Raw genomic sequence first — 15,712 nt, forward strand, 5'->3', positions numbered from 1 at the left:
CGACACTAGCGTGTCGCCTTTTTTAATTGATAACTTGTCGTATTTTTTTTATGAGCTGCTGTTTGTTAAACGGTTTGTAGATAATTCTGTCAGTCGTTAGGTGATCATCATCTTCACAGTCGATAAAGCCAGATATAAATAAATAATTTAAGTCATCTCGAGTTCTCAATGCTGATTGAATGAATTCGACGCCATCACAGTTTGGCATAATTACATCACTGACCACAAAGTCAATCGGGTACTGTTTTAGAATCGACAACGCCTCTTGTGCATTACTTGCTTCTAGTACTTCAATATCTCCACAACCTAAGAATGATCTAATTAGAAAACGGATATCTTCTTCATCATCAACTATGAGTACAGTTTTTATCTCCTCAGGCAACGCTAATAATTGTTCATGGTTTGAGTCAGATTGTGACTGAGATTTTTCAGTCATAGCGGGAAAATAAATCGTAAATTCTGTACCTCTGTCAATCTGTGACACAACATCTATTGCTCCATTTGAAGCTTTAACAAATCCATAGCATTGTGAAAGCCCCAAGCCATTTCCTGTTTCTTTTTTTGTTGTAAAAAATGGGTCAAATATTTTATCGATATGCTCTGGAAGAATGCCGGTGCCTGAATCCTGAAATTTGATCATTATTGTATTTGGTGTTTCGAGGCCAAGTGTTTGCATTTGTTCATTAGTTAGTGATGTTTGTTTAGTGGTTACGCTTAGCTCACCACCATTTGGCATAGCATGCATTGCATTGATTGATAAGTTTAACAACAGATCTTCAAAAAGGTTTTCTTCTAAATATGCCTGCTTGATAGTGGTATCTAAATTCAAAATGAGTTTAATTTTAGAAGTCATTGCGGCTTCAAGCAGTTTTGTGTTTTTTTTGATTAGCTCGTTAATGTCAACATAGATAGGTGAACTGGGCGTTTTTTTTGCAAATGTAAGTAAGTTACTAGTTAGCTTTTGGCCTCGATAACATGCTCGTTCAATTGCTTGTATGCTAGTGGTTGGGTCTTTATTGAAATCTTCCATGAGGCTTGTGTAGCCCAAAATTATACCGAGAATATTATTAAAGTCATGTGCAACGCCACCTGCGATGTTGCCAAGAGATTCGAGCTTTGAGCTGCGATTGATTAACTTTGACTGTTGTTCATGCTCACTCATGTCCTGAAAGTTAGCAATAAAATGTAATTCACCATCCTCAGTTAGTGGCATGCTGGCAACGGAAATTCTGATTGGAAAAACATATCCCGTTTTATGCTTGGCGTTGACGTCTCTACCTAAACGGTTATTGATGATTTTGGAGCTACCTGATTTGATATAGTTAGCAAGTTTTTCACTGTGCTGACCCACGCCGTCTGTCAATTCATCTATACTGTGTCCAACTATTTCGTGCTCTTTATAGCCAAATATATTCTCGGCTTCTGGGTTAAAAGAGAGGATTGTTCCTTTGGAATCGGTAGTGAAAATACCTTCTAGCAAAGACTCTATAATACGCTTTTGTTCCGCTTCCCTGAGTTCTATTAATCTTTGTTTAAATTCAAGCTCAGTTATGTCTTCTCCTTTAAATATGAAACCTATGATTTTATTTTCGTTAGAATGGTACGGAATATAAGAAATTTGGAGCGTGCGTTCGCGCGGTGTGTTTGCATATAAAGTCTCTTTAAATGTAACGCTCGTGCCCTTAATAGCCAGATCCATTTTATCTTTCACTTTATCAAAAAGTTCTTGGCCTAGTATGTCTGAGACAACATGACCCACTACCTCTTCACGTTTCTTGTTATGTAGCTTTAAATATGCATCATTAACGGTTCTAAATGTGTATCTCAAATCAAGAAAAGCGAACATATCGCTTGAATTCTCAACAATGCCTTTGTATCGTTCGAGTTCTCGCATTTGCTTGTATTTATCAGCCAAACTTACTATAAACACGATGAACTCTTGATTATCCTTATTGAAAATAGAACCTCCGATTAAAATTGGCACCTCGTGGCCTGATTTATGCGTATATACTTTTTCAAATGGAGTCCAGTAGCCTTTCTCATTGGCTTCCTCAACAGCGTGTAAATCAAGAGGAAGGTATTTATCTGGTGTAAGGTTTTTCCAGTCAATTTCGCCATTTACTAGCTCATCCTTTGTATAGCCAATCATGTCTAATAATGTAGAATTAGCATCTAAGATGTTTCCTTTTGCATCAGAGTGAATAATGCCTATGAAATTAGACTCTTTCCAACGTTTGAAGCGCTCAGCCTCTGAATCTAATTGATTATTGAGTTTTGTAAGCTCTTTGATATTGTTATGTAAGGCTTGCTCAGTTTGAAAACGTTGCTCGAGCATAAAATTAATTGACTTTATAACTTCTTGAATCTCATAAATTGCGTGGTGGCTAGTAATATTGTGTAGCTTGCCTTCGCCAGCAATGACTAATGCTTTATGAATGGTAAAAAAGGGAGTCGTAATCCAACTAATCAAAATAAAAGAGAGTAAAGATACTAAGAAAAGCGCGGCAATAACAATTTCTATTGACTGTAAATTTAACTGTTCAACACGTTTGAAAGCTTCTGCTTTATCTATCTTTACTACCATGCCCCAATCAGTTTCAGGTATATGGTGTGAAATTGCCAAAACAGGGATTTTTCTATAATCCACATAATCAGGAAATATATCGTTTGTGCCATTGATCGCGTGTGTAATAGGTATCTCTAAGTTACTCTTGGGAACCGTGAGAGAGAGGGCCACTGAGGGATCATTTCTGGTTGGTGTGAGAAAGATGGCATCACCGTTTATATCGCGAGATGCAAGCACTATTTCGCCACTGCTACCTAGGCCTGTGTAGTCACTGACAATAGCTTTAAGTTCCTCGTTTGTAAAAGCGACTTCAATATAACCGACCAAATTCCCATTTAACTCAATGGGCTCTATAAACAAGAGTAGCTGTGATTGTTCAGAAAAAAGTATTTTAACGTTGTACAGTGAACCATCAATTTTTAAATCGCTTTTGCTAATGAGAGACTGCAAATCGTCTTGAGAAGTATAAACAAGCTTTTTTTTGCAGTTGTAAATTGCGATTCCGTAAATATTCTTACTTGATGAAATAGCATGAATGATAATTTCACCGATACGATTGGTTAAGTTGGGATCAGAGTTCCTTGAAGCTTCGCGCAGCAACTTTCTAAGTTGTGTCCGGCTTTTGATGAGCGCAACAGAGTTTTTCTTGTTTTCGAGCAGGCTGGTTATTCGTTTGTGGTTAATATCAGCAACGTCTTGCAACTTCGCGATGGTTTCGTCGTGGAGTAACTGCTTTTCACTTGAGACATTTAATAGGTGGAAGACAATCAAAGGGATAGTGGTACAAGATAGAATAACCAAAAGAATTAATGTTCTTAGCTTCATACTGTCATCTCAATTTAGCCAAACCTAGCCAGTACACGCTGGATATGTTTACTCGTTTTCAACGAGCTATTAGGAAAAACATCAGTCGTTATTAAGGCAAAGTATAGTTAATGTATAGTTTGGGTGTATTTAAAATTTTGAGCTGGGCTGAACATATGTCGATTTCTCAGATGGATCGGTACTTTGTGCCGTCACCGATAAACTAGATGCTGCATGTATAACTTTGTTACTAGCGTCTTCTATCTCTTTTATGGTGTGTTTAGTTAATTGTTCAAGCCATTGGTTTTGCTCCTCAGTCATGTTTAAGCATTGAAAACGTTCACTGATTTTATACATCATTATCGTTAGTAATCTATTTATATCATTTTGATAGTCACTGATATCAAAGCTCAGTTCTTCGAGTTTATTGGCAATGTTGCCGCTCGGAGAGTTTTTCTCTTGTTCATTGCAAAGGTCTATGGCTTTGGCATTCATCGCTTCAGCTAGGTCAATTGCACTTTGTTTGATCAGTTTAAAATTTTGACTATTTTCTGGTGTATATTTAATCAAAAATGAAACATGTTCTTCGTTTATCAGCAGTCGATTAGAAAGCTCATATAAGCGACCGGAGTTTTTAAGTATTTCAAAGACTTCTTCCTCGATAGGAGTAGTGCGAATGTGATCATCGCGCAAACAGAGTGGCTGGGGTAATCTAAAACATATAGATGCTTGTAGCTCAAAATCAGACATCAAAGAGAAAAAAACTGTTGCGATACTATGCACTGTTGCACATGAAGAAATATCGTTATAAAAGTGCATTATTTGATTGCATTTAGATGTTTGTTCTACAGAAATACTACCGTAATTGCTTATCTTTTCACGTGATGGCTGATGATTGATTTGGCGTCTTATACTTGCACTAACTTTATGTTTCAGCTTATTTATATCAAACGGTTTCCCGATAAAGTCTGCTGCGCCCATCTCAAAGGCTTTTAACTTTTGTTTGATATCGGATTCTCCAGATACAAAAATTATTTCAAAGTTGGCATACTTGGCGCTTTGTTTATTAAGTTCTTGACAAAACTCAATGCCAGTTATATCGGGCAGGTGTAGGTCGAGTATGATGGTGTGAGGCTTAAGTTTACCAGTGGCGTCAAGCGCTTCTTCTGCGCATGTGAAAGCATAGACTTCGAAGTTACGGCCTAAAATTTCTTCATAAAGAGCCAAGTACTCTAAATCATCCTCAACTATCATGATTTTACCTTTTGAAAGATGCATAGATACCTCTACCAGCATGACTTTTTGTAGTCAAAATATAGTGCTGATATGTGTCTATACTTTGTCTAGTATATTTCTCAAATATTTCTGGGTTTTTAAACCTAAGGTTGGTTATGCACTCTTTACTCTTAATTGAAGATGATGAACAGCTCGCAGAAGTGACTTGTGCTTACTTAGAATTAACTGGCTTTAAAGTCGAAGTGGCAAATAGTGCAAAAGCATGCTGGGAAAAGTTACAAGGTAAATCTTTTGCTTTAATTATTCTCGATTTAGGACTGCCCGACGAAGATGGCTTAGTATTACTTCGTAAGTTAAAAAGCAGTCAAAATTTGACCCCAATAATTGTTTCATCTGGGCGTGGCGCCGATGAAGACAGAATTGTAGGCCTTGAGTTCGGAGCAAATGATTATTTGGCAAAGCCTTATACAGTGAAAGAGTTACTGCTTAGGATTAACCTGTTAATTAATAACACGTCAAAAAAAGAACCAAGTGAGCGGGTGGTTTATCTTGCTGACAAAAGGGTAGATTTTTATAACCAAGTAGTTTTAGATGATTTGGGCAATGAAGTGGTATTGACTTATCATGAGCAAACAGTTCTCTTTTTACTCACAAAAAATGCACCCCGGATATATGCGCGTGAAGAAATAATTGACGCAACTAGGTTGCATGAAGGCCCAGAGTCTGTGCGTGCGGTTGATACAATTATTTGTCGGCTCAGGAAAAAAATAGAGCTCGACCCCAAAAAGCCCCAGGCAATAAAAACAAAAAAAGGGTTCGGTTATCGGGTTATAACTTGTACACCAAAGTAGTGTGGCTTGGGAGCTGTATTCACTGCCGCGGCATAGTGGATAAACTTCTTTAAAATTCATGTCCTTTAGGGTAATTGTGTCTACAATTTTTAGTAAGTGTAATAACTAAATGGGTAACCCTTTGAACTATAGCTTCAAGAGTGCACTTTTCCTATTTATCGGGTTTAGTGTTTTTGCTGGGATTGTGAATCTATTGATTATTGTTAGTAGTTATACAAATAAAGACGAACATGAATTTTGGATGATACACACGTATGAAGTAATTGACTTGGTAAACCAGCTAAAGGTGCAGATAAAAAGTGCTGAAACAGGTCAAAGAGGGTTCCTGCTGACCGAAGACCTAGAATATTTAGCGCCATACCGACAAGGTATTAATTTAAGCTTAAATACTTTTGAAGCGCTAAAATTAAAAACGAGGGACAATCCGACCCAGCAAAAAAGGCTAATGGAACTTAGCGAAATCTTAAATAGGAAGTTTTCTGAACTGGAGCAGACAATTCAGTTTATAGAAAAGGGGGCAAAGCATGAAACTGAAAAATTAGTAAAGACAAATATTGGCCGTCACTTGATGGAAGAGATTGAGCTTATTTTATTAGCGTTTGAACAAGAAGAGAGAAACCTGCTTGATAAACGCACTCGAGAGTATGTTGATGCAAAAAAATTGCACACGGCTTCGATTCTTGCTCTAGAGTTCGTGCATGTTGTGTTGATAATCTGGTTAATTTACTCTATCCGAGACAAAGTACTTAAGCCCATCAGGGTGCTGGGTTTGTACATAAAGCATTACCCAGAGTCTGAAAAGTTTGAGATAGCACAGGATAATAACTGTATTGAGGTGAGTGAGCTCGCGCAGGGTATTAAAAGCCGCTGCCAAGAGAGTGAAAAACTTATTTCTCAACTTAAGCAAAGTGAAAAAAAGACTATGGAGGATTTGCAAGCAATTACTGAGTTATCAATAGAACACAGCAGGCAAAGCGAACTCTCTATTAGAAATTTGATTCCAATGCTACAAAAACACAAGGAAGACCATGAATCAACAAGCAGTAAAGACATTGATGATATGCTGAAGCTTGCCATTACCGCCAACGCGTCTGTTAAGGACTTATGTATTTATTTGGAAAATAAACCAAAATAGTCTGACTGAGCTTGAGTGAATGCAACTGTATTCAACTGTTATTCGGTTGAAAAGCTAACTGGCTAGGTGCTATTCAACGTCAATTTAAAACAGCTATATTACGATCTACCTCAAGTTCTCCGTTTAGATTCGTCAAATTGCTCAAGTATATTTTGCAATTCGGACTCTATTTCATAACTTGTTTCCATTAGCGCATCGGATTTATTTTGAGCGCGCTCAATTAAGGATAATAATTGTGCCTCTGTTTGCTGTGAAAGCTCATGACCTAGTTCAAATGAAGCGAATACTTGATTTAACTCTGTTTCAAGGTTATCGATAATATTAACTACGCCAGATTTTATGGCGGCGTTTTTATTTTTGTAGTTATCTAGCGTATTACTTAAGCTAATTTCTGTCATTACCCTGATAATGCAACTTTCTATACCGTCCATCAAATAAGCGATATAATCCTTCATTACGCCACGCTTACTTGTGTCACAAGGCATGTTTTTAACTAACACACTACAGTATTGCCAGTTAAATGCGGCGCGATTACTTCCAAATTCCATAATACGTTTGGCGTTTTTTAATGAGCTGAGTAAGCTAACATCAATATTGTTTCGTACTTTATTGTCAAAAAATACTATCTCCTCTTGATTGATTCTAAAAGCGAGTGATGTCCGTAAACCAAATGAACGGGTTGTGTTAAAAATGGCGTTTGCAAGTTGACTGTAAGTTCTGCATTGTTGGGTCTGTTTATAAAATTGAATAATCGTGCCAAGGGAAGCAATGTCAGATAAAGCTTGAATTGCAATTTCATCTGCATCACTACTTGTTTGCTGTGCATAAGATAGCAGTGTGTTGATCTTCTTTATCAGTTCTGTGGGCTCAGCTGGTTTTGCAATAAAGTCATTGCCCCCAGAGTCATAAGCTTTGAGCCTTTCTTCAATTGAACATAGATTAGATAGAAACAAAATGGGCATTTGGTGCCCCTCTAAACGGATTGAATAGGTTGCTTCATAACCATTTATTCCAGGCATCTGGATATCCATAATGATTAAATCTGGTTTAAATGAATTTACGGACTCGAGCGCTAGCTCACCGCTTTCAACTGTTTCAATTTCAAAGTGTCCTGAGAGCGTTTTTTTCTGATATTCAAGGGCGAAGTCGTCATCATCAACGATTAGTATTTTGTTCATATATTCACCGTGTTGTGTGTTCATCGATCCAATGGACAAAGTCTCTGAAGGGCAGTGGCTTGGACACTAAGTATCCTTGTGCAAGATCACATTGAAGGTTTTTAGCAAGCTCCCAATCAGCATTCGTTTCAACACCCTCTGCAACAACTTGCATATTGAGTGTTTTCGCGAGGCTTACACTTGACTCAATAATTGCTTTACTTGTTTTATTGTTGGTGGCATCGCTGACAAATTGGCGATCAACTTTCAGTTCAGTAAAGGGAATTTTTTTTAATTGCTCAAAGCTTGAATAACCGGTACCAAAATCATCGATGCTTAAGCCGAAACCTTTCAATCTTAGGCGTAAAAGTACATCGAGTGTAGAGACGAGGTTCTGAATTAACCTGCTTTCTGTTAGTTCCAATGTTATGTTGTTACAGCAAATCCCGTGCATTTTCGCGAGATCTTCTATTTGTTCAGGTAAATCAATGGCGCAAAGACTGTCAGTAGAGAGGTTAATGGATATATGCAGGTCACTGTGACCATGAATACTTGAAAGCTCTTTAAATTGTGGCAGTGCTTGACGAAACATACTTCGGGTGACAGCATCAATCATGCCTGTTTCTTCAGCCAATGCAATAAACGAAGCTGGGCTGACAATACCTCTGGTAGGGTGTACCCACCTTGCAAGCACTTCTACTGATTTTAATCGTTTGGTCGAAAACGCTAATTGGGGTTGATAAAAAGGCACGATTTTATCGTTCGCTATGGCATCTTTTAACTCTTCTAAGCTGATATCATCATTCGATGGAGGAATGTTAGGCGTTGTTTCTTCGAAAAGTTGATTAAGTTTTTGTGTTAAAATATCGATGGTAATCGGTTTGGGGATAGCGCCTAAAACTCTGATATGTTGCGCACCAGCGAGCGCTGCTGTGGTGTCCAGGACACGCTGATCTTGGCCGCTTAACAATATAACTGCCCCATTAAATTGGTACTCTGATAGGTGCCTGAGTACTTCCACACCATCCATATCGGGCATAATTAAATCGATAATAATCAATTCAAAGCACTCGCCGTTTTGCACACGTTTAACAGCGTTAACACCACTTGCTTCAACTTGGATATTCTTAACACCAAGTTGATTAAACTCGTGAATTAGCATGTCATGAACGAAATCATCATCGTCTATTACAAGCACATTGAGTGTCTCAAATTGATTTTTTAGCGCCAAAGATACGAGCCCCTTAGTAGTAATAATAGATTGATACTGAGCTAAGCATTGTGACAATACCTTAATCCTCTAAAGCATAGAGTAGTTAGTGACATTTATCCAAAAGTAGGCAAAAAGCTCAGCTTTATTGGTCTACACTATTTTTAATTACCAAGTAGTTAAAAATAGTGTGAATTCGATGGGGAAAAAGTATTTTTTGCTATTTTTGCTCATTTGCATAGTAGCAGCCAGTCAAATTGGATGTTTTGAATTAAACAAAAAAACGATCAGGGTGGGGACTAATATATGGCCCGGATACGAGACATTGCACTTAGCAAAGCATTTGGGATTTATACCAAATAACATAAAGTTAATAGAGTTAATGTCTGCTACTGATGTCATGGAGGCCTTTCGTCTCAATAGATTAGAAGTTGCGGCACTAACAATGGATGAGGCCATGACACTCGTTGCTGAAGGCATTGATTTGAGTGTTTTTTTAGTTATGGATGTTTCAAATGGAGGGGACAAGCTTATAGCACGTGCGGACATCATTAAATTACCTGATCTTAAAGGAAAAACAATTGCATATGAGCAAACTGCTTTAGGCGCATTAATGTTGCATGAGGTGATGCATGCTAGCGAGTTGAATATTGAAGATGTGACACTTGTCCATTTAAAAATCAATCAACAGCTTGAGGCCTTTGCAAATGGCTCAGTAGATGCGCTAATAACCTTTGAGCCTGTAGCGACCCAATTGCTTCAGTTTAATGGTGAAGTTATATTTGATAGTTCACATATCCCCAATACAATTGTTGATGTACTGGTAGCCAGAAAAGATACCCTCAGAAATCATCGAAACCTGATTAAAATACTCGTAAATGGGCAATCAAAAGCGCTGAGCGCTATTGCTGATAGCAGAACGATGAGCTTAGAGATCATGTCGAAGAGAATGGGGCTTACAGCTGAGCAACTAAATATTGCTATGCGAGGGATCCACTATCCAAGCATAATTGAAAATCAAACACTTCTTAAAAGTAACAGTGATTTATATGACACTGTAGAGCGGTTAAATGCGATATTGTTTAACGCTAACATTATTGATCGACCCGTCGACCCTAACCTGTTTTTTGATGACACTTTCGTAAAACCATGAGAATTCCACTCGCAACAAGCTCAATCGTCGTATGGGTGCCATTATGCACTGCGTTGATTTTTATGATTTCTATTTTGACCGGAATGAGCCTAACTTACCTTGGGAGTAGCAAGGTATCAGAAGAAAACAGCCTATCTCAGATAAGCTATGTATTGTTGTCTTTAAAAAACAAGGCTGAGCAAGAAGCGTTCAGATCAGGGGGGAGTGCTTTAAATCATGAAACTTCAATTATAGGGACTATACCAGCAGTGGATGACGTGGTTGTAACAGATGATAAAGGCATCATTTGGGCATCAAACCGATACAGTACAAGGGGAAAGCCTCTTTTAGGAATTGCTTCTTATATGTCAGAAGCTGACATTAGAAAAACCCAGATGTATAAATCTGTCCAGCTCCACTATTCGCCTGACAAGCAGTTAGTTGAAGCGACATTGAGTTTTATTTGGCCTTCTGAAAATGAAATTAGGTCTAGCCGAAGGGGCATTATTTATCTGAAGTATGATTTGAGTTACGACAAGCTACATCTATCAGAATTCATTTCGCATCAACTGGTATTTATAGGGCTACTGGGGTTGGTATTGGTAATTTTTGTAATGGCGCTTTTACGTAACTACTTTGTAGATCCAATTAAGCAGCTCATTGTACAAGCATCAGCTTTGGCTGAGGGGAATTATTCTAAAAAGATTGAAGTACAAGGGGCAAAGGAAATACGAACGCTAGCTAAAGCGTTTGTTCAGATGCGTTCAGCCATATCTTCGCATATTGACGAATTGGATGACGTAAGAACTCAGCTGGAAAAGAGGGTTCAGCTAAGAACAGCAGAGTTGAATAGTCTCAACTTGAATTATAGATATGCACAAAGCATGGCTAAGTTAGGGCATTGGTCTCTAGAGTTATCATCGGGGGTGTGTGAGCTTTCCAATGAGGCGAGAGAGATACTCGGCATTGAAAACTCAGAATCTACTGGTTATGCAAAATGGATTTTTGGCAACGTGGAAAAAGACGATGACAAAAATACCGAGTTGTTAGCTGATTTGCTAGCCCATGAATGGGAGTTCTATGACGTCAACTATAGCATTACTGTCAATGGCGAGGTGCGCTATATCCGTATGGTTGCCGAGCGTGTATTTGACTCACTATTCAAACAAGTAAAGATCACAGGCATTGTTCAGGATGTAACGGATGTGAAGCAAAAAGAATTATCCTTACTAGAAAGTGAAGCAAAAATGCGTGCCATCGTTGATACTGCTGCGGACCCGATAATTGTTATTGATACTCAGGGGGTAATTCAAGAGTTTAGCCCGTCTGCGAGTGAAGTTTTTGGATATAAAAAAAGTGAAGTATTAGGTAAAAATCTAAAAATATTAATGCCTGAGCCTACGAGAAGTGAGCACGATGGATATTTAGAAAAGTATAAAAAAACGGGTATACGTAATGTAGTAGACAACAAAAGAGAAGTTACAGCGCTAAGAAAAAACGGCAAAAAGTTCCCAATTGATTTAGCAGTTACAGAGACTAAAATTGCCGGGAGAGGGTACTTTACCGCGATTATTAGAGATATTACGCAACGAAAAGAAGCAGAAGAGGTACTCTTGGAGGCCATGAAAGCTGCGCAAAGTGCCACTGTTGCAAAATCTACTTTTTTGGCCAACATGTCTCATGAAATTCGCACGCCTATGAATGCAATTGTAGGTTTGTGTAGTTTGATGTTTGATACACAACTGTCTGAAAAGCAGCTGGGGTATTTAACTAAGTTGACTCACGCTTCTGATGGTTTATTGAATATCATCAACGATATTTTAGATATATCTAAGATAGAGTCAGGGAAGTTAGAGATTGATCATATCCCCTTTCGTCTAGAAGATGTTGTGGACTTAGCTTGCGATATTATCTCCTGTAGAACTCAAGAAAAAAACATCGATTTTCATGTTGAACTATCAAGCACCGTGCCTACAGGGCTCATTGGTGATCCGGTTCGTTTGGGGCAAATACTGATTAACTTATTAGGGAATGCTGTAAAGTTCACGCCTAAAAAGGGAAAAATAGTTTTAAAGATCGAAGTTGACACATTAACCGACACACAGGTCATATTATTGGTGTCGGTGTTAGATACTGGGATTGGCATTGCCAAAGATAAACAAGATAAACTCTTTTCTGTGTTCACTCAGGCAGATATATCGACGACGAGAGAATTTGGAGGGACAGGTTTAGGTTTGGCTATTTGCCGTAATCTTGTTTCAATGATGGGAGGGCAGATTGGCCTTGAAAGCGAAGAGGGAACTGGGAGTCGCTTTTTCTTTACTGTTAGTGTTACAAGACAACAAGGAACGCCATCTCCAAGAAAGCAAATAGATAATCCTGTAGATAAAAAAGTGTATTTAAACCAAGCTAAGCTAATAAGTGATATTGACATTCTTCTCGTTGAGGACAATGACATAAATATGGAAATAGCGGTAGAGCTTATGACTGGAGTTGGCCTAAAAGTAGTAACGGCCACCAATGGTAGTGAAGCGATTATTATGCTTAATGACAATCCAAATATAGGTTTGGTACTGATGGACTGTCAAATGCCTATTTTGGACGGATATAGGGCAACCGAGTTGATTAGGCAGGACGGAAGGTTTAAGGACCTTCCAATCATCGCGCTGACAGCGAACGTTATGCCTGAAGATATAAAAAAAATTGAGTTAAGTGGAATGAATGGACTTCTGGCTAAGCCATTGAATGTTGACAAACTATTTCAGTTGATATTTGCAGAACTGAGTCTAGTAAAACAACTCCCTGTGGAACAAGAGACTGATTCAGCAGCAGTATTAAAATCAGGGGTTAATTTTGATTTGGGGTTAAAACAAGTAAACGGTGATATCGAATTTTATAAAAAAATGAATGATAAGTTTCGGACTAAACAATGTGATTTTGCACAAAGGTTTAAATCACTTGTTGAACAGTCAAAATTTGACGAAGCCAAAAGGGAGGCACATACCCTGAAAGGGCAAGCTGCTTATTTAGGTTGTATTTCGGTGTCAGCACAGGCTGCTACGTTAGAGGAACAGACTGTAGAGCAGTGTAACTGGCGTGCAATTGAACCAGAAGTAAAGAAGTTAACAGAGCTAATCGACGATGCTTTAAAGGAAGCGGAGCGGTACTTTAAGGCGAATGAATAAGGTACATTGGAGGCAAGTGTTCAAATGAAATTAATGTTTCTATTAGTTACATAACTATTTCATTTTTACTCATAAGCTGGCGCCAAAGATTGAAAACCAATGACGCCAAACATGTCAACTTAAGATCAGAAACGATATTTTAAATTGGCAGTCACAGTACGGCGCTGTCCATAGAAACAATCACCACGCACTAAGCAACTTGTAATTACTGTCTTGTCAGTCAAATTGTCGATGTTTAGACTTAACTCATAGTCACCAAAATCATAGCCGATCATCATATCGTAAAGTGTGAAGTTCTCTGTCGTAAGTGCTTTATGGTAATCGAACCCACCTACGTTAACCGAACGACTACCATCGAAGGTTTTACCAACATAGCGAATGCCCGCACCAAATTTGAGACCTTCAACAAGGTTGTCGGCACGATAGGTAGCCCAGACTGAAGCTAAGTGTTCAGGCGTTGCAGAAAGTGGTGCGTCATCAGTTGCAATTGCGCCCACAGCGCCTTGCAGGGCTGCTGCTCTTAGGGCTGGATCTTGAATCGCAAAAGCGCTTCCTAATATAGCTTCCGGTGACTCTGGCGTGGTGTCATTTTCAGTTGTTGTATAAGCGTAGGACGCATATACGTCAAAATGTTCCCATTCTAATTGAGCTTCTAATTCAAAACCGTCAATTGAAACTTCGCCATCTTGTAAATGCAGTGTAGGAGATACGCGACGAATATGATTTTTGTCTTTTATATGAAATACACTTGCTGTGATCAAGTGTTCAGTACCAGCTGGTTGATATTTAACACCATATTCAAATTGTTCACCTTCTTTCGGTTTATAAGCACCACCTTGTGGTTTTAAGTCGTATAAAGGTTGGAATGACTCAGAGTAACTGGCGTATGGTGATAGCCCATTTTCAAACAGATATAATGCACCGATACGTCCGGTCGTCGCGCTTTGGCTATCAGATTTTCCTGACGTTTTCGTATCTACGTTGTCATGACGAAGTGCAGTATTGACGACCAGCCCACCATATTCAAAAGTTGCTTGGACATAGCCACCAAGTTGTGTGTCCACTTTATTTGGTGCATCAACGGTCACTTTCGTCGGCAACGTGTCAGCTTTGCCATAGACGGGAGTGTACAAATCTAAAAGGCTGCTCACTGCGCCGCGCTGAGTGTCAGCATCTGTTTTAGCATCTTGATAGTCGATCCCCGCAACTAGGTTGATCTCCAAGTCACCAAAGTCAATATATTGATGTACTTGAATATCGCTTAACAGGCTAGTGGCATCACCGTCTGTCATACTATAGATGCGACTAATTGAACGCTTGTCTTCCTGGAATGCAGGAGGCCAAGAGAAAATAGTACGATATTCTGAGGAACTGTCGCTAAAGCGTGTAGACCAAGTGATGTGTGTATTCTCAGAAATACTGTGTTCTAAAATGGTAGTTAATGCAAATTGCTCTGTGTCGTACCGGTCCCAACCTGGTTCACTGACAAATCGTTCACTCGGGATCTGACCGAACTGTGCGGGCTTAATTGTCCCTTCATGTGGAAAAAATTGAGTGGAAGAGCCTGATTCATTTTTTTGCATGTTTGCAAGTACAGTAAAGCGTGTGTCGCTGTTGATATCCCATGCAAAACTTGGGGCAAAAACTAAGGTATTGTCATCGACAAAATCAGTTTGTGTACCGCTGTCGCGGTAAACACCGACGACACGTGTTTGAAATTCTTGATTGCTTCCAAATGATGTATTGTAATCGCCAGCGACTTGCACTCTGTCGTAATTACCCACTTGCGCCCAAAGCTCACCTTGGGTTTCAGTATGCGGTCGTTTTGAAACCGAATTTACAATACCGCCAGTTGAACCTTGGCCGTAAAGTACCGATGAAGGGCCTTTTAATATTTCAACGCGTTCAACTGTGTATGGATTAACTCGAGTGTTATTGTAGTGACCAAATTGCATTTGCAACCCATCCACATATACGAGTGGGTCGACACCACGAATTTTCGACCAATCGCCGCGTGTATCTACGCCGTAAGGGCCATTGTAAACACCTGCAACGTAACCGATCGCATCTTGAAGCGTCTCAGCGCCGAGATCTGAAATACGTTGTGCAGTTAAGACTGATACCGATACGGGTGTCTTTGTAATGGGCACATCTGATTTTGATGCACTTGCACTGACATATGAAATCAAACCCTTGGGACTAACTTCGATGACTTCGAGATCTTTATTTTTTTTGTCATCAGCGATTGCCGTTGTAGATAAGGCAAGTGCAACAGCAGACAGAAGAGCTGGGTATTTTTTGTTAAATGAGCGCATGTTTTTCCCTAATAAAAATTATCGCGCAAATACTATTGAAAATAGAAATGATTATCAACAAGCTTGTTTGGTTATTTTGAACAATAAACATACTGTTATTGATTTTTAAATATTGATGACA

The 15,712-nt window shown here is 38.9% G+C and carries 9 protein-coding genes; 4 read left to right on the top strand and 5 right to left on the bottom strand.

Annotated features, from left to right (window positions below; genetic code table 11):
• Positions 1 to 22: 22 nt before the first annotated feature.
• Together L1286_RS14500 and L1286_RS14505 are read right to left on the bottom strand one after the other, a co-directional pair.
• Positions 23 to 3,268: a PAS domain S-box protein gene (locus L1286_RS14500; RefSeq protein WP_235407779.1), complete on the bottom strand. Its 3,246-nt coding sequence runs from the start codon at positions 3,266 to 3,268 to the stop codon at positions 23 to 25.
• A 252-nt stretch (positions 3,269 to 3,520) separates the two neighbouring features.
• Entirely contained in the window at positions 3,521 to 4,624 is a 1,104-nt protein-coding gene (locus tag L1286_RS14505; RefSeq protein ID WP_235407780.1) for a response regulator, read from the bottom strand.
• A gap of 137 nt (positions 4,625 to 4,761) precedes the next feature.
• Here L1286_RS14505 and L1286_RS14510 point away from each other — a divergent pair, with 137 nt between their 5' ends.
• Positions 4,762 to 5,457 carry a response regulator transcription factor gene (locus L1286_RS14510; protein WP_235407781.1) on the top strand — a complete coding sequence of 232 codons (696 nt, stop codon included), beginning with the start codon at positions 4,762 to 4,764 and terminating at the stop codon, positions 5,455 to 5,457.
• 121 nt (positions 5,458 to 5,578) lie between these two features.
• Complete coding sequence (locus L1286_RS14515) at positions 5,579 to 6,592, top strand: CHASE3 domain-containing protein (RefSeq protein ID WP_235407782.1); 1,014 nt, start codon at positions 5,579 to 5,581, stop codon at positions 6,590 to 6,592.
• A 110-nt stretch (positions 6,593 to 6,702) separates the two neighbouring features.
• Here L1286_RS14515 and L1286_RS14520 read toward each other — a convergent pair whose 3' ends face one another.
• Together L1286_RS14520 and L1286_RS14525 are read right to left on the bottom strand one after the other, a co-directional pair.
• Positions 6,703 to 7,770, bottom strand: a complete 1,068-nt coding sequence (locus L1286_RS14520; protein WP_235407783.1) for a response regulator — start codon at positions 7,768 to 7,770, stop codon at positions 6,703 to 6,705.
• Between the two features lie 4 nt (positions 7,771 to 7,774).
• Positions 7,775 to 8,980 carry an EAL domain-containing response regulator gene (locus L1286_RS14525; RefSeq protein WP_235407784.1) on the bottom strand — a complete coding sequence of 402 codons (1,206 nt, stop codon included), beginning with the start codon at positions 8,978 to 8,980 and terminating at the stop codon, positions 7,775 to 7,777.
• A gap of 178 nt (positions 8,981 to 9,158) precedes the next feature.
• Here L1286_RS14525 and L1286_RS14530 point away from each other — a divergent pair, with 178 nt between their 5' ends.
• Together L1286_RS14530 and L1286_RS14535 are read left to right on the top strand one after the other, a co-directional pair.
• Positions 9,159 to 10,112, top strand: coding sequence for an ABC transporter substrate-binding protein (locus L1286_RS14530; RefSeq protein WP_235407785.1), 954 nt, complete (start codon positions 9,159 to 9,161; stop codon positions 10,110 to 10,112).
• Positions 10,109 to 13,276, top strand: coding sequence for a PAS domain S-box protein (locus tag L1286_RS14535; RefSeq protein WP_235407786.1), 3,168 nt, complete (start codon positions 10,109 to 10,111; stop codon positions 13,274 to 13,276). The genes L1286_RS14530 and L1286_RS14535 overlap by 4 nt, the downstream gene beginning before the upstream one ends.
• Before the next feature lie 125 nt (positions 13,277 to 13,401).
• On the opposite strand, the gene L1286_RS14540 is transcribed toward L1286_RS14535, so the two are convergent.
• On the bottom strand, positions 13,402 to 15,591 hold the full coding sequence (locus tag L1286_RS14540) for a TonB-dependent siderophore receptor (RefSeq protein ID WP_235407787.1): 2,190 nt from the start codon (positions 15,589 to 15,591) through the stop codon (positions 13,402 to 13,404).
• Between the last annotated feature and the right edge of the window lie 121 nt (positions 15,592 to 15,712).

The organism is Pseudoalteromonas sp. SMS1, from assembly GCF_021530565.1.
GTDB lineage: Bacteria > Pseudomonadota > Gammaproteobacteria > Enterobacterales > Alteromonadaceae > Pseudoalteromonas.